Here is a 19,918-nt window from a genome sequence, read left to right as displayed (position 1 = left end):
ACCGTCGTCATCCGAATGACCATGGGGCGGGTTGGAGCGATTATGCCGAAACCTCAAGCATTCTTTCCAACGCTACCCGCGACCATTGAGCCGTTTCGTCATCGACGTGGATCTCGTTCACTGGCGTTCCCGCGGCCAGATTCTCGAGGGACCAGCACAGGTGGGCCAAATCAATCCGATACATGGTCGCACACATGCAGACCACTGGGCTGAGGAAATGAATCTCCTGCTCGGGGTGTTCCTTCTTGAGCCGATTGACCAAGTGGAGCTCGGTGCCGATTGCCCATTTGGTGCCTGCGGGAGCGTTGCGAACCGTTTCGATGATCTTGCCTGTCGATCCGGATACGTCTGCGATTTCGTTGACTTCCCGCATGCATTCCGGGTGAACCAGGATCTTGATTCCTGCGTGATTCTGGCGGAACGCGTCGACATGTTCTTTTTTGAACATCTGGTGAACGCTGCAGTGGCCTTGCCACAGAATTACTTTGCTATCAACGAGTTGCGCCTCGGTACTACCTCCCAGGTCGCCGGCGTACGGGTTCCAGACCGGCATCTGATCTTCAGTAATGCCCATCGTCAGGGCCGTGTTTCGTCCGAGATGTTGATCAGGAAAGAACAGAACGCGGCTCGTTCGATTGAAAGCCCATTTCAGAGCTTTGTCGGCATTGCTGGAGGTGCAGACGATTCCACCGTGCTTGCCTACGAAAGACTTCAGGCTGGCTGCGGAATTGATGTAAGTGACTGGAGTGATATCATTTGTGTCAATTACTTCACCCAAGTCCTCCCAGGCATTTTCAACTTGATCGATAGCAGCCATATCGGCCATGGAGCACCCAGCAGCCATATCTGGCAAGACAACCGTGACGCGTTGGCCGTCGCGTTCTGCGACCTTTTCGGGGCGATTTGCCAAGATGTCGGCCGTTTCCGCCATGAAGTGGACGCCGCAGAACACGATAAAGCGGCAATCGCTGCTCTCGGCAGCCATTTTGCTCAGCTGATAGCTGTCGCCGCGAAGGTCGGAAAGCTCGATTACTTCATCCTGCTGATAGTGGTGCCCCAAGATCAGCAGCTTGTCTCCCATTTGATCGCGGATCTTCTGGATGCGATCGGTAAGCTCTTCGTTGGAAAGGGATCGATAAGGGGCGAAATCGAAGGATCCCAGGGAAACAGTCGACATGATGGGCTCTCTCAGGCGCCAAGTGTTGATTGGCATCCGCGTGGTTGGGGGAATTGGCTTCGGAAGGGACCGAAACTACCGAGTATTATAGGCGTCGGTGGCCAGTTAACCCACCCACGCACTGGCCGGCGAAGACCTTATATATGGCAGTGAATTCGTGAAATTACGTGATGTCGGGGAAGTGATCTATCGTAAGTGACTTGAATTTCTTAGGTTAGCAGCATCAATGCTGGCACTTGTTTCGCCCGAAAACCGCTTTGCGGCAGGGGGTTGTGAACTTGTGAGGGTGAGATTGGCTAGGTATACTGCTAAGCTTTAATTTCCCGGCGGTAGGTCAGTAAGTACCTTTTTGAAAATTCGTGACGCTAGTGAGCTGAGATGAAGTTCAGTCTGATCGATCAAATCTCGGAGATTCATCCCGGCGAGCGGATTTCAGCGGTCAAATGTTTGACGTTGGCCGAAGAGTACTTACAAGATCACTTCCCGCGTTTCCCGGTCATGCCGGGCGTATTGATGCTGGAAGCAATGACCCAAACGGGAGCTTGGTTGGTTCGCGTCACGAACAACTTCAGCCACAGCCTGACGGTGTTGAAAGAAGCCCGTAACGTGAAGTACGGCAACTTCGTCGAACCCGGTGAGATGCTGATCGTGAAGGCCGAGTTGGTCAAGATGGACGGAAACCTGGCCTCGCTGAAGGTGTCCGGCGAATTGAACGGCAGTGTGGCGGTCAGTTCGCGGATTGTCCTGGAAAGTTATAACTCGTCGGGAACCGACGAACCGAACAGTTCGGATCTGAATGCGATCCGGATTTTGAAAAATCAATACAACCTGCTGTATCGCCAGAAAGCGTCGGTATAAGCAGCTTCCGCGGTCGTGCGTGCGACTTGCGAATTGCCGCGTAGGGCAACGTTTTTCAAGCAACTTACAGCCAGTCTTTTCCCAGTCGGAGAGCAAGAAATTATGGCACCCTCGGATGACGAAGTTTTTGAAAAGGTCCGCGAAGCCTTGGTAGACGCCCTGGGCGTTGACGAGGAAGAAGTGGTACCGGAGGCCACCATGGTCGGCGATCTGGGTGCCGAGTCGATTGACTTCCTGGACATCGTGTTCCGCCTGGAAAAGGCTTTTGGCATTACTATTCCGCGTGACGAATTGTTCCCGGAAGACATTCTGACCAACGCCGAATATGTTCAGGGTGGCAAAGTCACCGACGAAGGTTTGGCCGAACTGAAGAAACGCATGCCGTTTGCCGATCTGAGCAAGTTCGAAGCAAACCCGGTCGTTTCTGACTTCGGTAACCTGCTGACCGTCAACGATATGTGCAGCTACGTTAAGTCGAAGCTGGCCTAAGTGGTTTCGGCACGGTAATCAAACTTCGGTCCGTCGACTGCGCGTTGACGGGCCGATTTGTAATTGTGCCCAAGTGAAGTCGAAGGGACCTTCGGGATGCGCTGGTTTTGGATCGACAAGTTCATCGAATTCGAGAGTGGCAAGTCGGCCAAGTCGGTCAAGTGTGTCTCGTTGGCCGAGGATCACCTGCACGACCACTTTCTCTTTTTGCCGGTCATGCCGCATTCGTTGGTGATCGAAGGCATTGCTCAGACGGGTGGCCTTTTAGCCGGTGAAGTATACGACTTCCGTGAACGTGTTGTGCTGGCGAAAGTCGCCAAAGCGACGTTTCACTGCTCGGCACACCCCGGCGATCAGCTGACCTATTCGGTCACGATGAACGACATACGTGAGAATGGCGCCTACATTTCGGCGACAAGCCACAAAGGGGATCAGCTTCACGCAGAAGTCGAGATGTTCTTCGCCCATTTGAGCGATAAAGATCATCAGAATCGCGAGTTGTTCTTTCCCGCCGACTTCCTCGCCATGCTACGACTGCTAAAGCTATACGATGTAGGCAAAGCAAAGGACGGCTCGCCTCTTCAGCCGCCAGAATACATGCTTGAAGCGGAGTGTACAGCGGCTCGTGCTCCATCCACGTTAGAGCCGAATCCGTAACGTCAAGCCGCCGACGTTTCGCCTGCGATCCTGCGACTGCCCCAGAATTTCCCAACCTTCAGGGGAAAAATCGCCGATCAGGCTTAACGTAGGGAACATCGCAACACGTAAGCGACGCCGTCGCACTGGTATCGCTAGCAGCTGGCGATGCATGTAACATTTGGCGAATTTTCAGCATCCAATCCAACTGCCGCCGTTAGGGTGGCGACCCCGCCCAAACGGCGAGATACAATAGAATAATCAGCCCGGTCGGCCTAATCTGGTCGTCCATATTGCTTCCTGTGCAGAGAGAATCTTCTATGACTAGGCGAGTCGTTGTCACCGGTGTCGGCATGGTCAATCCCATGGGGCACGATGTGGAAACGGTCTGGAAGGGCCTGAAAGAAGGAGCTTCAGGCGTCGGCTATACCAGCATTTTCGACGCTTCGAACTTTCCCACCAAGATCTCAGCGGAAGTGAAGGACTGGGACGTCTCGAAGTGCGGCGAGAAGATTGAAGATTGGGAAAAAGCAGGGCGTCATACTCGCTTCGCGGTTGGTGCTGCCAAGCAAGCCGTTGAATCTTCCGGCGTGCTGGATGTGATCAAGGATCCGACGCGCTTCGGTGTTTATCTGGGCTGTGGCGAAGGCGACCAAGACTTCCATACGTTCACCAACATGGTGGTCGCCGCGATCAGCAGCGGCAACGGTGATTGGGATAAGTCTGCGTTCATCAAAAAGGGACTGGCAACGCTCGATTCGCAGCGTGAAATGGAGCAAGATCCAAGCATGCCATGTGGGCATCTTGCTTCGCTCTTCAACGCCCAGGGACCAAACCTCAACTGTCTGACCGCTTGTGCCGCTTCGAGTCAGGCAATCGGTGAAGCACGCGAATTGATTAAGCGTGGCACTGTCGACGTGATGCTCTCCGGCGGAGCTCATTCGATGATTCATCCGTTTGGTGTAACGGGGTTCAATCTGCTGACTGCGCTTTCGACACGCAACGACGAGCCCACCAAGGCGTCACGTCCCTTCGATCGTGAACGGGACGGATTCGTCCTCGGTGAAGGCGCGTCGATGGTGGTTCTCGAAGAACTCGAGCATGCCAAGGCTCGCGGCGCGACAATCTTCGGCGAAATCATCGGTTACGGTACCACCGCCGATGCGTTCCGTATCACGGACACGCATCCAGAAGGACGCGGTGGGATTGCCTGTATGAAGATGGCGATGCAGGATGCCGGCATTGGCCCTGAAAGCGTCAACTACGTGAATGCTCATGGGACAAGCACCACCGTCAACGATAAAGTTGAAACGCTTTGCTGTAAGGAAGCGTTCGGTGAAGAATGGGCCAAGAAAATTCCCGTTTCCAGCACCAAGAGCATGATGGGGCACTTGATTGCCGCCGCTGGCGTGACGGAAGCGATTGTTTGCATGCTGGCCATTCGTGATAACGTTTTGCCTCCAACGATCAACTACGAAAATCCGGACGACAATTGCGATTTGGATTACGTGCCAAACGAGGCTCGCGAAGCGAAAGTTGACATCGCGTTGAACAACAGCTTCGGCTTCGGCGGCCAGAATATTACGCTGGCACTCAGCCGGTTCAACGGCTAGTTAAGCAGATTAATTGAGACACTTTAAACGGCGAGACCTCTCTTGGGGTCTCGCCATTTTTTCGTGGAGGGCTGCCAACCAATGGAGGCATTGCTGCGCGGGATCGAGCTTTGATCGCACGGCAATTCGCGTAATCGTTACGATCGGACCTGCCTCGCCGGCGAAGAAAAGCCACCAGGCTTACTCTTGGACGTAATTCCCCCTTGGCGTATATGATGAAAGAGAGGTGTCTTTCTTTCCGATTGGCTTAGGGTGGCTGTGCGTCTTTTAGGTGTTTGGGTAGTTCGTTCGGCGATGGTCTCAGCGTTTGCGCTGATGTCCATTCAAACGCTGCGCGCGGAACTTCCCAGGATCTCATTTGCGGAAGAAGTACAGCCGATTCTTGCTCAGCATTGCTATGAATGCCATGGCCCTGATGCGGCAACGCGAAAAGCGGACCTCCGACTTGATCAAAGTGATTCCGCATTGCGACAGATCACGCCTGGGAACCCGCTTGAAAGCGAGCTTTACCAACGCTTGATTTCAAGCGACCCTGGCGTACGCATGCCTCCACCTGCGTCAAAACACCAGCCAAGCTTGTCGGAGATTGCCACGCTTAAAAGGTGGATCGAGCAAGGGGCCGAGTGGGAAGATCTGTGGAGTCTCCAGCCGGTAAGGCGGCCAGAGTTTCCCGAGGTCAAACAGAAGCAATGGCCGCGGAACGGGATCGATTATTTCACACTTGCCAAGTTAGAAGCAAACCATCGTGATCCCTCACCGCCAGCAAATAAGTATGCTTGGCTGCGGCGAGTCACGTTTGATCTGACAGGTCTTCCGCCGACAACAGGCGAGATCGTGGCATTCGTCGCTGACGATTCAGAAGACGCCGAGCGAAAAGTGATCGACCGGTTACTCGCTTCTTCTGCGTATGGAGAGAACTTCGCCAGGCAGTGGCTCGACTTGGCCCGCTACGCCGACACTCACGGTTACAACGTCGATAGTCATCGCGATATGTGGCGTTATCGCGAGTGGGTCATTCAGGCCCTCAACGAGAATATGCCATTCGATCAGTTCACCATCGAGCAGATTGCTGGCGACTTGTTGCCGAGACCGACGATCGATCAACTGACGGCAACAGGATTTCACCGCAACGTTCCGATCAACGATGAGAATGGAGCGTTTGACGAAGAGTACCGACACGCTTACGTCGTCGATCGAGTTAACACGACTGGCACTGTATGGCTAGGCATGACGCTTGGATGTGCTCAGTGTCACGATCATAAGTACGATCCAATTTCTCAGCGAGATTATTATCAGCTTGCCGCGTTCTTCGACAACATCGACGAAAAGGGGTTGGATGGAGAGCAGGGGAACGCAGGTCCGGTCATCCTTAGCCCGACTCGCGAACAGCAGCGTCAATTGGCTGGTTTGCAGCAAGAGCTCCAAAAGTGGCGACAGTCGTATGCCGACTATATGACTACGCCTCAACCGCAGATGCTGGAATGGGAGTCTACCGCCCGCGAAGAAGGGCGAGCGGAGGTGGTATCAGAAGCAAACATGCTTGCGAAGCTGAGCTTCAATCATGATGAGAAGACTTCTGGTGGCGTAGAAGTCGTGGGGGACATAACGTTGGTTCCCGGCAAACAAGGCAATGCGATTCTCGCAGGCGGCGACGTGAAGTTAGCGTTGCGGCAAGAGTTGCCCGTCAATCTTTCTGTTTCGGCATGGATCTATCCGACCATCTCGCGGCCGCAGGTTCTTTTTCATTGGATCGCGGAAAATGGAGAGCAACTAGAGCTCGTACAAACGGCCGAGACCTTTTTGCTGAGGCATGTCTCGGAAGATGGTTCAACGGAAGCCTGGCAAGCATCGGCCGAGGCCTGGACAACGAATGTCTGGCAGCATTTGGCTTATGCGATTGATCACGAAACGCCCAAGCAATCGAAAGTCTGGGTGAATGGCAAATCACTCACGTGGACGCGGGATGATTCGACGGACGACGAAACAATGTTGGAGGTCGCTGCCGGGGACCCCGGTATTAGTTTCCTGCAGATACGCGGACTGTTGGACAACGTGCGCGTCGATGCAGCAACATGGTCGGACGCGGAAGTTCGGACGTTTTCGGAAGAGGACCCAATCTCGGCCTTGTTGTCCAAGTCGCCCCGCGATCGAACGGAAGCGGAATCGCTGCGGCTCAAGAAGTTCTATCTACGCGAAACGAATGGAGATTTCGTTCGTCTAGAAGCACGCTTGGAAGATACAGAGCGGAAGATCGAGCTTCTTAAACGACAGTTTCCAGAAACCATGGTGATGCGTGAACGCGACGAGCCGAGGACGACGCATATTCGGAAGCGTGGTGAGTGGGATCAGCTTGGTGACGTCGTTAAGCCTGGTGTTCCTAAACAAATCTTTGGTGGCGTTCCTGATGGTCCGAAGGGGCGTCTTGAATTAGCGAAATGGTTGGTCGATGCCAAGAATCCACTCACCGCGCGTGTGGTGGCTAATCGTGCCTGGCAGCACTATTTTGGCACCGGGCTTGTGCAGACGGTCGACGACTTCGGAACACGTGGAGCATTGCCGAGTCATCCGGAGCTGCTCGATTATTTAGCGAGTGAGTTGGTTCAAAGCGGGTGGGATCTTAAACACTTACATCGTTTAATCGCTTCGAGTCAAACCTATCGTCAATCGAGTCAGGTAGGGCGTGCCGAGTATGCAGACGATCCTGAAAATCGCCTGCTTGGAAGAGGGCCGCGTCTTCGATTGTCCGGAGAAGAAATTCGTGATCAAGCCTTGGCGGCTAGTGGCTTGCTGGTGCGAACCATGGGTGGCGTCAGCGTGAAGCCTTATCAGCCGGAAGGTTTGTGGGAGGAACTTTCCAAGGGGGCTGAATACACGGCTCAACGATACGTTCGGGATCAAGGGGAACGGCTTTATCGGCGTAGCTTGTACACCTATTGGAAGCGTTCCAGTCCGCCTCCCAACATGGCAGCATTTGATGCTCCGAATCGAGAAGTTTGTACCGCGACACGTAGTCGGACCAATACGCCGATTCAAGCTTTGGTTCTGCTGAATGACGTAACGTTTGTAGAAGCTGCTAAGGTTTTAGCTGCGGATCTTTTATCGATTCAACCAAATCAAATCGATCGCACCATCGAAGAAGCCTTTTTACGAATCGTTTCCCGTCCATTGCAATCGGACGAGCTTGGAATGCTGCGCAAGCTATACGACCAGGAATTGGAACGATACGAGAACGATCCAGAGTCGATGCAGCAGCTTTTATCCTTAGGAGATAAAAAAGTGGTAGCGAGTCCGCGATTAGCTGCGATGACGATCGTGTGCCACGCGATGTTTAACCTGGATGAAGCGGTGATGACACCCTGATGGAACACGAATTTCAGCAATTCGCCGACCGTCAAACGAGGCGGTCTTTTCTCAGTTCGGCAGGCGTTTCGCTTGGAGCTTTTGGGCTTCATGCGCTTTCGGCAGGTCCTCTCTCGGCGAGTGAAGCGACCATTCCGCACTTTCCGGCGAAAGTGAAACGCGTCATCTATCTTTGTCAGTCAGGGGCCCCGTCGCAGCACGATCTGTTCGACTATAAGCCGGCCCTTCAGCAGATGGCGGGAGAGGAGTTGCCAGAGTCGGTGCGTATGGGACAACGCCTGACGACGATGACATCCGAACAAGACATGCTTCCGTTGACGCCAAGCAAGTTTGCATTTGCTCGACACGGAAAGTCGGGAATGTGGTTTAGCGAGCTTGTTCCTCACCAGGCAGGTATCGCGGATCAGATGTGCCGCATACGTTCCATGCACACAGAGGCGATCAATCATGACCCAGGGTTAACGCTGCTCGTTAGCGGGCATCAGCTTCCAGGACGCCCTAGCTTGGGAAGTTGGCTTAGCTATGGCTTGGGTAGTGAAAGCAACGACCTGCCGTCGTTCGTCGTTTTGGTATCGCAGGGGAGTGCCAAGCTTGATCAGCAGCCAGTCTTCGATCGTTTGTGGTCGAGCGGATTCCTGCCGTCAAAATATCAAGGTGTTCGGTTCCGGGGAAGTGGCGACCCAGTCTTGTATGTGAACAACCCCAGGGGTGTTTCCATGCGTGACCGCCGCCGCGTTATTGATACGATTACACAACTGAACGAACGCCAAGCCGCTGCCGTCGGCGATCCTGAGATTGAGAGTCGCATTGCTCAATACGAGATGGCATATCGTATGCAGATGTCGATTCCAAGTCTGACCGATTTTTCAAGCGAGCCTGAGTCGATTATCGCTTCCTATGGCGAAGATGTAAGAAAGCCAGGCACCTATGCGGCGAATTGTTTACTAGCACGCCGGCTTGCGGAGCGAGACGTTCGGTTCATTCAGCTGTTTCATCGAGGCTGGGATCAGCACCGAAGCTTGAACACCGAACTGCCGCTTCAGTGTCGAGACACCGATCAAGCCTCCGCTGCATTAGTTAACGATTTAAGCCGCCTTGGCCTGCTGGAAGATACGCTTGTCGTTTGGGGCGGAGAGTTTGGGCGAACCGCATATGCTCAAGGAAAGACGGATTCGGGAGATTACGGTCGAGACCACCATAGTCGATGTTTTACGATGTGGCTCGCTGGGGCTGGCGTTCGACCTGGCTTCGAGCTCGGGTCCACAGATCCGTTTGGCTATAACATCACGTCCGACCCTGTTCATGTGCACGATCTCAACGCGACCCTGCTGCATCTCTTAGGGATCGATCACGAGAAGTTTACGTATCGTTTTCAAAGTCGTGATTTTCGACTTACCGACGTGCACGGGAACATCGTCGAAAAGATTTTGGTGTAGCTATGCGCCAACTTGCCCTCTCGGTTCTGTGAGAGGACAAGTTCTTTAAGCAGCGTCTATGTCTATGCCCAAACCATCCACCAGGGACGCTTAATGACGTGCGGCTTGGCTTTGAAGGGCTTGTGCTTAGCACACGCGTTAATGGCTCTTTCTACGTAGCAGCCCTCAAGATGGGCATCGGTCATCGAAGCATCGGTAAAGTTTGCTTCGTCGACTTTGGCATTCGTGAGATCGGCCCCTGTCAAATTTGCGCCCCGCAGGTCAGCTCTCGTAAGATTTGTCCGAGGCATATCGCAGCGCAAGTCGCACATGCTGATATCGGCTTCAACAAGCCGTGCTGAGGAAAGATTGCAGTTGTGAAGCTTGGCGTAACGCATGTTCGCTTTGCTCAAGTTAACATTCTTCAATGAAGACTCATTGAGGATCGCGTCGGTCATGACAACGCCGACCATGTTGGCACCATCGAAGCAGGCATGCTTCACACTGGCACCCATGAAACTGGCTCCTTCCAGATCCGAATTCTCGAAGGATACCTCATCAAGGTTATCGCTATCGAAGACGCAGTTGCGAAGTACGAGCGAAGAGAGGTCAGCGCCGGCAAGGTTCTTGCCGACGAGCTTTGCGCCCGCAAGCGTATCTGCATCGACCTCGTACAGCACTTCGCCGGTGCTGCGATGCTTAATCTGAATCATGGCGTCACTCCCAGGGTTACTGGCCAAAAATTGGGGGTGTGACGTCGCAGGGGAACGGCCCAGCGACGACAAAATCGACGCCTCGACTTTTTTTGTTCCGTAGAGGAAGAGCCGTCTAACGCTTCTTTCGTCGAGAGCTCTTCAGGTTGAACCAAATTCAGTAGGGAGAGTTTCGTGTGGCGATCGAAAAATCTTTTCGCACCACACTTATTCACCTTACTTGATTCGTTCTTCGTCACAAAGAACAAAATATTAGATAGAGCCAATATTCCATATTTGAAATGGTAGTAGGCTTATAGTTTGCAGATGCCCGGATGTCCCCCGGAGCGAGTGTGTAAAGGGCGTATTGCAGCGTATTGTGCTGTCGAAGGCTAAAAGAGCTCGACGCAAATGGCATCGGCGACGAGTAGTCCTTTACGCGTTAATCGTAAGCGCTCATAACGGTACGTTAGTAGGTCTAGCTCCAAGAAGTGATCAATTTCTGCCCTACATAAGTCCCATGGAGTCATTCCTGTATCCTTCTGGAAGGTGGGAATGTGTAGGCCTGAGATCATTCTTAAACCAAAAGCGAGCATTTCCCTGGCCTTGATTTCCTGGCTGAGCACTTCCTGTTCTGCCACTGGAGACTGGCCTTGTTGCATTCTGCGGATGTAGGTGGTGGTGCTACGATGATTCGTTTCGCGAGTCATCCCGACATGCCGCGATGCGCCTGGGCCAGCGGCAAAATATCTTTTCCCGAGCCAATACTGCATGTTGTGTCGGCTGAAATGCTTCGGCTTTGCGAAATTGGAAACTTCGTAATGCTCCCTACCAGCGGCGGTCAGTTGAGCGATTGCCGACAAGTACATGTCTCGCTGAATCTCTTCGTCAACTTCGGCGAGTTGGTCATGACGCAGTCGATTCCAGAACGTCGTTCCTTTTTCAAATGTGAGCCCATAAGTAGAAATGTGCGGAACACCAAGGTCGATCGCCTTGCGCAGGTCTTCCTCCCACTGCTGTAGCGATTCGTCTGGGGTCGCAAAAATGAGATCGATCCCCAGGTTGGGAATCTTGGGGAGAATCAGCTCGATGGCATCTTTAATTTGGCGTTCGTCGTGATCGCGTTCTAAGAGTTTCAGTTTCTTATCGCGAAAGGACTGCACGCCAAGACTGACTCGATTGACTCCGGCAGCTTGGAGTACGTCCACTTTCTCAGCGGTGATGTCGATTGGGTTCGCCTCGACACTAAGCTCAGCATCTTTGCTCAGCGGAAACCATTGCGAAGCCAGCTTGAGTAGGCATTCCAGTTCACTCGGCGACAGATGCGTTGGCGTCCCACCTCCGAGAAAAAGTGTGTCGACTTCGTACGGCTTTTCGAGAAGCTGAAGTTCTTTTTCAATTGCTTCTAGGTAAGCGCCTGTCAGGTCATTTCGACCGGCGATTACCGTGAAGTTGCAGTATCCACAGCGGTGCGTGCAGAAAGGAACATGGATATACGCACTGCGAGGCGGCGGGATCATAGAACGAATTCCGCAAAGCGGACTCAGTATGTTACAGCCACAAATGGAGGCGACCGTCGAGCATGTCGGGGAGTTTGGCCTTCACGTGCTCTTGGATTTGACGATTGTTGTAACGCGTGCTGAAGTGCGAAGCGATTACTTTCTGATTGCGAAAACGATCTTTTCGTGCGACGACATCGTCCAAATGGATATGCCCCATCTTGTGGATCTTTTCTTTGCGGTGCTCAGGCGAAACGAACGTCATCTCCATGATCAGGATATCGGCCTCGTAAAACTGCGGCGAGTCGTCCATCGCTTCCGCGCGACTATCGCCTAGGTAGGCAAGCAGCGGATGTCGATGCTCTTCGGTGACTTCGGTGCCAGCCAATCGCAGATCACGAATTTGATCGCCTTGCAGGCTTTGATATTCTGCTTTTAGCTTTCGGCGGCGCTGCGAAACGATATAGCCGACCGACGGAACGGTATGCTTCGTTTCGTACACGTTCACGACTAACTCACGAGACAACTCAATCTCTTCGCCGGGATGCACCGGATGAATCGTACAGGGCATTTTACCGCGATCGAGTCGGCTAAACGCTTTCAAAACTTGAAGTGCAGGGCCGACAGCCACTTCGGGCATATAGATGACCGGTGGCGGCATTTTCATCAGTCGTCGACGAGAAACATAGACCGGTAGTGCAGCGATATGATCGAGATGGGCATGCGAAACAAACCAGGTTGCCGTGCCCATGAAGTCCCATGGCTGTAGGCCAAGATCAAAGCCAAGCTTCATCTCGGGGATGCGCCAATAGGTTTGCACGGCCGCGCGGGAATATCCCTCGATCGTCAGTCCGTTGAATTCCAGTTTTCGCAGCGGGGCGTTATCGAGCATTGTCTTCGGTATCTAGCGTGCGTATCACTTTGGGTTTCCCAACTTCCGGGGAAACGTGGAAGAAAGGGACTCGCATCCATCCGGTAAGGTTCACTCAGAGGTGAGTTTTCCGGATTCGTATTCGTCAACGTCTTCGAATTGGACTTCTGCCTCAAAGCCTTCCCCGGCGGTAATCCAGATTTCGTCTTCCCCTTCATCCTGATGGGCCAGCGTATTATAGTGCCGAATCAATTCGAGCAGGGCGAGGAAGATGCCGATAATCCGTGTCTTGGCAGCATCCGACGGAAAAAGCGTGTGAAAGCGGACTTTTCCTTCTTCGACAATCCGTTGATGAACGGCTTTCATGTGTACGCGTATGGGGGTGTCGTCGTAAACAATATTGGTAGGCTGCTGGGCCTTGTTGTCTTTGAGAAGGCGATTGAGGGCACTGACTAAGTCCCACAGTTCTACTTCATTGATCGGCTGATCGGCCATGTCGATCTTACGTGGAGGCAAATCGTCAGCAATCCGAGTGAAGCGTCTCTGCCAATTGCGGCCTTGGTCTTCAAGCAGACTGGCCGCATCTTTGAATCGCTTGTACTCCAGCAGTCGCTCGACGAGCTGTTCCCTGGGGTCGTCGATGGCTTCCTCATCGGCATCTTCGACTTGGGGAAGAACGAGCTTCGATTTGATTTCGATCAGCGTACTCGCCATCTCCAGGAAGTCGGCGACACTATTGACATCAAGTGCTTTCAGAATCTCGAGGTACTGAAGATATTGCTGGGTGACTTGAGCGATGGGGATATCGACGATGTCGAGCTCATGCTTTCGCACAAGGTACAGCAACAAATCGAGCGGTCCGCGATAGATCGGGATTTCAACTCGAAAGTTCATTAATGGGTACCGTCTCGACGATGGCCTGGAATGTCGACATGCTGCACAGGAGACGTCGACGAAGGAAAGTTCTCAGGTAGATTCTGCTTGCTGGCATTGAATTCCTGAAAACGCGGGACTGATTTATTATTCCTCTTCCTCGTCTCCGCCGGAAGGGAAATGCGTTGTCCAGCTGTCGATTTGGTCGTGAACTTCTTCCAGAGAGAGTTTCCTGAGCGGAATCGCTTCGCCAGGTTGCCAGGCTTCGTTCTCGGTCGAGAAGCTAGCTTCGAGTTCTACCTTGGTCACTTCTTCATCGAGGGCCTTGAGCCATGTCGGAATATCAAGTCCAACTCCGCTTGGCTCCTCGACCAATGCTTCTGCTTCGTCATACAGCAAATGGAAAGCAGTGTCGGCCTCTTCGCTACCCATATTGGTCATTGCTTGTTCGACCAGGGAGCAGATCCGATCGACGGCCAGGGGACGGACAAATCGCTCCTTGATACGATCGGCCACCGTCGGCATCTGCATGGCATACTCCCGCTGCAGATCGCGGAGCTTGCGAACGTACTTGTCGGCCTCGTCCTCGATGCGATCGGCGAGGGCCTTTCGCCACATCTGTGCGGCATCGGCATGCCCGGTTCGAACGAGGATCTCATGGGTCATCACGATCGGTTTCAAGTTCCACGATACACGATCGTAGGCCGTACGAAGTCTCAGGAAATCGAGGAACATGTACAAGTACTCGCCACGGTCGCTTTGCGTGGTGGTGCTGTTGTAGTCGCGGTACTCGGCAAAATTCTCGAGGACTGCTTCCAGAACCATGCTGAAACAAGCAATCGATTCCGTGCGATTGATGTTGGTCCCCATCGCTTGAATGAACAACGGCCAGTCATCGTCAGGCCATTGCTGGCGGACTTTCTCGATCCACGTTTCAACGCCGCCATGTAAGATACTGCGGATGTTGCCTCGATTGAAAAAGTGCTGGGTGAACAAGTCGGCGCCATACCTTTGAATGAAAGCTTGTACCAGCTTCCACTGAGCGGGGTCCGAGAACTTTTCGACTGCTGATAGCCGTAGCGTTCGACTATGGTTGAGCCATACGATCAGCAGGTTTTGCGTGACATGCTCAAGGCACTCGACTAAAGCGTTATCGAGTTCTAAAGAGCCTTCGTTGGCAACTTCCCAGCTTTCCGAGGAAGCGACAACGGCATCGATGATAGCGAGGAAGCCGGTCTCGAAGAGGGCGTCGAATTCGGTAATGGCACCAGGGCCGATCGGGTTGTCGTTCTCCATCTTTCGCGCCGTGTCGAGCAACTGGCGAGAAAGATCGTACTGCCCCACACGTGGCAACCAGTGCAGCAGTTCTCGGATGGTGGATTGGCGGACACGGGTCGAAACAATTCGCAGCGGCCCACCCCGTTTCGAGATCGGCACATAGAGCAGCGGCTTGTCTTTCAGCGTGTTCAGCATCGGCGGAAAATGCTTTTGAACCCCTTCCGCATCACCCGCTAGGATCGACGCTAAGAGATCGACCGCGAGGGTCTGCTCGGCGCCAATCTCCTTCTCCAAGTTCTCCAGCGACTGCTTATGTTCGGGAGCAATCGCGGCGACCACGGACGACAAAATTCGTGCGGCCGAAGCAGTACTGACGGTCGTCATAATGATACGTTCGAGCATGAATTCCTTCACGGCTCGCTGACGATCATATTCGACCATCTCTTGGTGATCGCCACTAATATCGCTTAGCTTGTGCTGATTGACGACTAGCAACAGCTCGAGCAGCTCACGGTAGTTGCTGATCGCTTGCTCGCGCCATTGCAGAAGCTTTTCGATGACGACTCCTTCGCCTTGCGTGCGAAGTGCCTGGAAGGCGGCCATTTGCCACTGCTGGGCAACGCAGCTGAGAAACGAGATGTGCATGTTCACGCGGCGCGATTCCACTTGCAGATCTTCGCTTGAGTCGGAGCCGCTGGTGCTGCCATCGAAAACGGCGCCTTCGTTGCCGTCGTCGGTGCTGTCGGTGAAAGTGACATCTTCATAGGCGGCTTGGAAGATGTCGTCTTCATCCCCTGGCTCTTCGCCTTGAAAGAGGGCGTCCAGTTCTTCGTCGAACTGCCCTTTCTTGGCCTGTCTCGAAAACCATCCAGGCACTTGATTATAAATACCGGCGTTGGCCTCCTGGAAATCAAGGAAACGCTGGATCATCTGCCAGGCTTCGGTTTGATTCTCTGGAGTATCCGGCATGCCATCGCGATGCTTCTGAAACGTCAGCAACCACTGCGTCGCCATGCTGAAATAGGACGTATCGAGGTGGTGTAGCGGAATGTCGTCCGCTTGCTCCAGCCAATGCATCAGCAGAGCCATCGTCGTGACGAAATCGTTTCGCTCGAGCAAAGCCTGGATCACCAACCCATACGCTTTGGGCGAATCAAACATCTCGGCGTGGGGCGACCAGAATGCGACATCGCCAGCTTCTGCACCTGCTTTATGCCACAAGCGAAGAGCATCGGCGACACGCCTGGCCGCCGCGAACGCGTCATCCCCACTTGGACTGTCGACGCTCGAAAGTTCATGAGTCGCAAACTGATGCCACCACATGCTGAACTCTTCAAATGCCCAAGCTGTTTTCGAGCGAACCGCTTCGTCATCGCGGACAGCCGCTTCGCTGAGTGCTTGAGACATCAAGTCGAAGATCTGTTCGATCATCCGAGCCAAATCGTCGACGCGATGATCGCGGACGCTGTTCTCGTACGCCGGAAACAGGCTGAACTGACCGTCGAAGCCTAAGATATTCCAGGGGTCGACAATCGCACCACATTCGATCGCACGATGCAGGCGATCGACGATCTTGTGGATGTATTCGATCGTTTCGTTCAAGTCGTCGCGACGCATGGCCTGATGAGCGAGCGTGATAAAACACTCGATACGGCATTGCATGCGTGCTGAAGCGGTCGGAACGACATCCACTTGTTTGCCAGCTGCGTCGGGGTAACCCATCCGAGAATAGATGAGTGCCAAGCGGACGTGGGCCAGTTGTTTCGCTCGCCGGTTGCTCAGGTAAGCGTTCAAGTGTTGACGAGCAGCACCAAATGGCTGACGACGCTGAATCGACTCTTCGTTGAGTCGCTGCGTCATGTTCTCGGGGCAGTTATCCAGCAACTGGTTGTAAAAGCGATCGCGGTAGTTCGCGATGACGGGGACTAGTTTGGAAAGCGTTGTTTCCGAATCGTATGCCCCTGGTCCGCTGCCACTAATACCAGCACCCATGAGAATTACGCCAGCGAGTACAGCCGCACCTTCGTAAATCACCTCGTCATGGGAGAGGTTCTCAGGCGGATTCTGATCGACCCGATCGGTGAGAGCTTCCAGTGTTACCTGCTGAACGACGAATCGATTGTAGTGACCACTCAGATCGATGCTGTCTGGGTCCCACTGACCAAACTGATAGTTGGGCCGTTTGTTGACGGGGTGCTCGAAGTCGTAAGCCCTTGGGTCGATGGCAAGCTCTTGCAGCTTTTCGGGATCGAAGCCAGCATCTTGCAGAATGTCGGGCGCAGTATTTTGAAGGAGTTCGAGCGTCTTCTCGACGATTTCTTGATGCCGACCAATGCAAGCGCCGGAACCCTTCAGCCAGATCGGGATCGGTCGACAGTACTCGTGAGGGTACGGCTCTGTCTTGCGCGTTTCGAGTGCCGGAACAGGGCGGTGACCAATATAGTCGTTTAGTTGATGAAGACAGTTTTTAAGAACTCGATCTTCGTTCCCCCATTCGGCCGATTGTGTTAGTACGGCTTGAGTCGCTCGAACGACGAAATAAGGGGAGAAGAGCGTTTCGCCACTTTGGTGAAACAGAAGATCGTGGTGAAACTTCAAGTAGCCTGGCAAAACGACTTCGAAGACATATCGCAACGCCGTCTCAGCCTGCTCGCTTTGCTTCAGAGCGGCTGATTCACCTTTAAGACGTTCCAGCCCATCGGTCAGCGCCTGACCGACTTTCTCCCATGGCCAATAAGGGCCATCTGGTTGCTCTTGGGCGACCTGTCGGAACAGATGGTCCATCGCGGTCGCGAATCGAGCATCGAAATCGCCGGAAGAGAAGTTGAAATAGCCGAGAATCTTCTCAAGCAAGCCATTCTCTTCGTATCGATCACCCATGAACTATCCGCTGCGATTAAGAAAAGAACCCTAATTCGGGGGATGCTGCCCGTGAGCGGTCAGAACGTATTGTCCGTCCCCCTCACCAGAGCGGTAAGATTTCCCACAGAAGTTCATCGTAGAGGGGAGTGGCGATGGGGTCTAGGCGATGCAGAACCCTAGGAATCGTGGAAAAACGAGGTTTTGGCGAAAACCGAGCCGAAAAGATGACGCGGAGCCTAGTTCTGAATTAAGATGAAAAAACTCGGCAAGGTATTTCCTAATCGAGTGTTATGCTTATAGAGAACGCTCTTTGCAGCGTTCTTTTCCGTTCCGAATCTCGTCTTCATGTCTAAAACTGCGCAGCAACGCTGTTTTAGGTTTAGTCTGGGTAGTTTCCACAGAGAATGCTGATCCGATGCCAGGATCGGTCGAAGGAAGCACAAACGATCATGCAAATTCAGAAATGTGTTACGCGGATTGCCATCTTCTCCCTGGCTGTTCTTGCCGCGAGTCCCGCGATGGCTCAGCTTGGTCCGCGAAATTTCTCTCACTTGGAACTCGAGCGGCTTGGTCTCGAAAAGATGTGGTCTGGCCAATTGCCGATCAATCCGAACCGCTCCGAGATCGAGACATTCAACCAAGTTGTCAGCTTGAAGAACCCGCTTGTCATTTTTGAGGTTCAGCACAAAGGACGCACCGTTACGTTTGCGTCCAATGAACTGAACTACTCTGGCAGTCCTCTTGGAGAGGAAGGGGCCAAAGTAAAAGCTGATCAGCACGTTGCCCGGCTCGATCAAAGCGAAGAAAAGCCGGTCGTCAATCGCTTGGAAGTTCCGGAAGTGACTTTCCTCGCCCAAAGTAATGCCGGCATGTTGATGGCCATCAATGGTCGAACCGGCAAAACGGAATGGACAAAGATGTACGGTCGCCGAGGTTACCCTCAACCGACGGCCGACGCCAACGACGATTCCGTCTTCGTTATCAATGACTTCACGCTGAACTGTTTGCGTCGCGTCAACGGCGAGATCCGTTGGAGCAAGAAACTGGAAGGTGTCCCATCGGCTGGACCAGTCGTGGGAGACGAGTTCATTTATATTCCCATGCAAGATGGAACCGTCGAAATGTACAACTTCGATGGTGGACCTCGTCTGACTCCGCGATACAAGTCGCTGGGGCGAATTTGTAAGCCTATGGTGGCGTCACAAACTTCGGTCGCCTGGGCAACGGATCGAAACTATTTCTACGTTGGATATGCCGACCGTCCTTTGATTCGTTACCGAATTGAATCAAGCGGACAGATCCTCGCCGCGCCCAGCAGCGAAGGTCCCTTGCGATTGTTCTTCACCACCGAGACCGGCTATGTCTACTGTATTTATGCACCTGACGGCAGTGTCCAGTGGCGATTCTCGTGTGGGCTTCCGATCGACAGTTCCGCCATTGCCGTTGGAGACAGCGTATTTGTGACGCTGCAGCGTGGAGGAATGTACAAGCTTGGTTTGGAAGAGGGCGAAGTGAAATGGTTCGTTCCGCGAATTTCCAAGTTCCTTTCCGCCAACGATCAATACGCTTATGCGTTGGATCAATCGAACGATTTAGTCGTGTTGGATATCAATACCGGCGCTTCGGTCGGTTCGCTTGATTTGTCTGGCTACGACTTCTTCTACACCAATGGCCAGACCGATCGAATTATCATCGGCAACAAGACTGGACGCATGGTCGTCCTTCGTTCGGCGGCACACCCTTATCCGATGGTGCATGTGAATGTGAAAGCACCGGCCAGCGAAGAAGAAGCTGCTGAAGGGGATGCGACTAAGGAGAATGAAAAGCCAGGCGAGAAGCCGGCCGTCGATCCATTCGCTCCGCCAGCCGCAGGGGGAGGAGCCGCCGATCCATTTGCCGCTCCTGGAGGTGGCAATGCCAATCCGTTTGGTCCACCAAGTGGTGGTGGCGCGGCCGATCCATTCGGAGGCGGTGGCAACAGCGGAGGCAACTCCGATCCGTTTGGAAGCGGTTCGAGCGATCCATTCGGTGGTGGAGGAGATTCCGGAAACGATGCCAGTGATCCATTCGGGAGCGGTAGTTCCGATCCGTTCGGCAGCTCCAATGACGATGGAGCTGGAATGAGCAATCCATTCGGTAACTAGCTAACGATTCAGAGTGAAATCTTAAAAGACTCGCAGCCAATCCGCTGTGAGTCTTTTTTTGTAGCTACGGGCGAATTGATCTCCCTTGTAATACACATTCGGCTTAGCCATTTTCCAAAATGAGCCGAGAAATACTCTCCGGATAGTGCAT

Annotated in this window: 13 protein-coding genes; 7 read left to right on the top strand and 6 right to left on the bottom strand. The window is 53.3% G+C overall.

The window, feature by feature from the left end:
* Positions 1-40 precede the first annotated feature (40 nt).
* Complete coding sequence (nadA, locus tag LA756_RS16340; RefSeq protein ID WP_224435787.1) at positions 41-1,177, bottom strand: quinolinate synthase NadA; 1,137 nt, start codon at positions 1,175-1,177, stop codon at positions 41-43.
* A 378-nt stretch (positions 1,178-1,555) separates the two neighbouring features.
* Here nadA and LA756_RS16335 point away from each other — a divergent pair, with 378 nt between their 5' ends.
* The 6 genes from LA756_RS16335 (at position 1,556) to LA756_RS16310 (ending at position 9,569) form a co-directional block, all read left to right on the top strand.
* Entirely contained in the window at positions 1,556-2,035 is a 480-nt protein-coding gene (locus tag LA756_RS16335; RefSeq protein ID WP_224435786.1) for a 3-hydroxyacyl-ACP dehydratase FabZ family protein, read from the top strand.
* A 102-nt stretch (positions 2,036-2,137) separates the two neighbouring features.
* The gene (locus LA756_RS16330) at positions 2,138-2,524 is read left to right on the top strand and encodes an acyl carrier protein (protein ID WP_144969932.1); all 387 of its coding nucleotides are present in this window, start codon (positions 2,138-2,140) and stop codon (positions 2,522-2,524) included.
* A 96-nt stretch (positions 2,525-2,620) separates the two neighbouring features.
* Entirely contained in the window at positions 2,621-3,181 is a 561-nt protein-coding gene (locus LA756_RS16325; protein WP_224435785.1) for a beta-hydroxyacyl-ACP dehydratase, read from the top strand.
* A 299-nt stretch (positions 3,182-3,480) separates the two neighbouring features.
* Positions 3,481-4,773 carry a beta-ketoacyl synthase gene (locus tag LA756_RS16320; RefSeq protein WP_224435784.1) on the top strand — a complete coding sequence of 431 codons (1,293 nt, stop codon included), beginning with the start codon at positions 3,481-3,483 and terminating at the stop codon, positions 4,771-4,773.
* Positions 4,774-5,088: 315 nt separating this feature from the next.
* Positions 5,089-8,133 (top strand): DUF1553 domain-containing protein, encoded by a 3,045-nt coding sequence (locus tag LA756_RS16315; RefSeq protein WP_224435783.1) that lies wholly within the window; start codon positions 5,089-5,091, stop codon positions 8,131-8,133.
* On the top strand, positions 8,133-9,569 hold the full coding sequence (locus tag LA756_RS16310; RefSeq protein WP_224435782.1) for a DUF1501 domain-containing protein: 1,437 nt from the start codon (positions 8,133-8,135) through the stop codon (positions 9,567-9,569). The genes LA756_RS16315 and LA756_RS16310 overlap by 1 nt, the downstream gene beginning before the upstream one ends.
* Positions 9,570-9,631: 62 nt before the next feature.
* On the opposite strand, the gene LA756_RS16305 is transcribed toward LA756_RS16310, so the two are convergent.
* From LA756_RS16305 to LA756_RS16285, 5 genes are all read right to left on the bottom strand, one after another.
* The gene (locus LA756_RS16305; protein ID WP_224435781.1) at positions 9,632-10,261 is read right to left on the bottom strand and encodes a pentapeptide repeat-containing protein; all 630 of its coding nucleotides are present in this window, start codon (positions 10,259-10,261) and stop codon (positions 9,632-9,634) included.
* A gap of 371 nt (positions 10,262-10,632) precedes the next feature.
* The gene (gene hemW, locus LA756_RS16300) at positions 10,633-11,760 is read right to left on the bottom strand and encodes a radical SAM family heme chaperone HemW (RefSeq protein WP_224435780.1); all 1,128 of its coding nucleotides are present in this window, start codon (positions 11,758-11,760) and stop codon (positions 10,633-10,635) included.
* A gap of 31 nt (positions 11,761-11,791) precedes the next feature.
* Positions 11,792-12,631 (bottom strand): MBL fold metallo-hydrolase, encoded by an 840-nt coding sequence (locus LA756_RS16295; RefSeq protein ID WP_224435779.1) that lies wholly within the window; start codon positions 12,629-12,631, stop codon positions 11,792-11,794.
* A 90-nt stretch (positions 12,632-12,721) separates the two neighbouring features.
* Entirely contained in the window at positions 12,722-13,504 is a 783-nt protein-coding gene (locus LA756_RS16290; protein ID WP_224435778.1) for a ScpA family protein, read from the bottom strand.
* Between the two features lie 126 nt (positions 13,505-13,630).
* The gene (locus LA756_RS16285) at positions 13,631-17,641 is read right to left on the bottom strand and encodes a hypothetical protein (protein ID WP_224435777.1); all 4,011 of its coding nucleotides are present in this window, start codon (positions 17,639-17,641) and stop codon (positions 13,631-13,633) included.
* Between the two features lie 431 nt (positions 17,642-18,072).
* Between LA756_RS16285 and LA756_RS16280 the strand changes: the two genes are divergently transcribed.
* Positions 18,073-19,767: a PQQ-binding-like beta-propeller repeat protein gene (locus tag LA756_RS16280; RefSeq protein WP_224435776.1), complete on the top strand. Its 1,695-nt coding sequence runs from the start codon at positions 18,073-18,075 to the stop codon at positions 19,765-19,767.
* Positions 19,768-19,918 lie beyond the last annotated feature (151 nt).

The sequence above is a fragment of the Bremerella sp. TYQ1 genome (assembly GCF_020150455.1).
Lineage (GTDB): Bacteria > Planctomycetota > Planctomycetia > Pirellulales > Pirellulaceae > Bremerella > Bremerella volcania_A.
The sequence above is the reverse complement of the archived record's forward strand: the minus strand, read 5'-3'. Positions and strand labels throughout refer to the sequence as shown.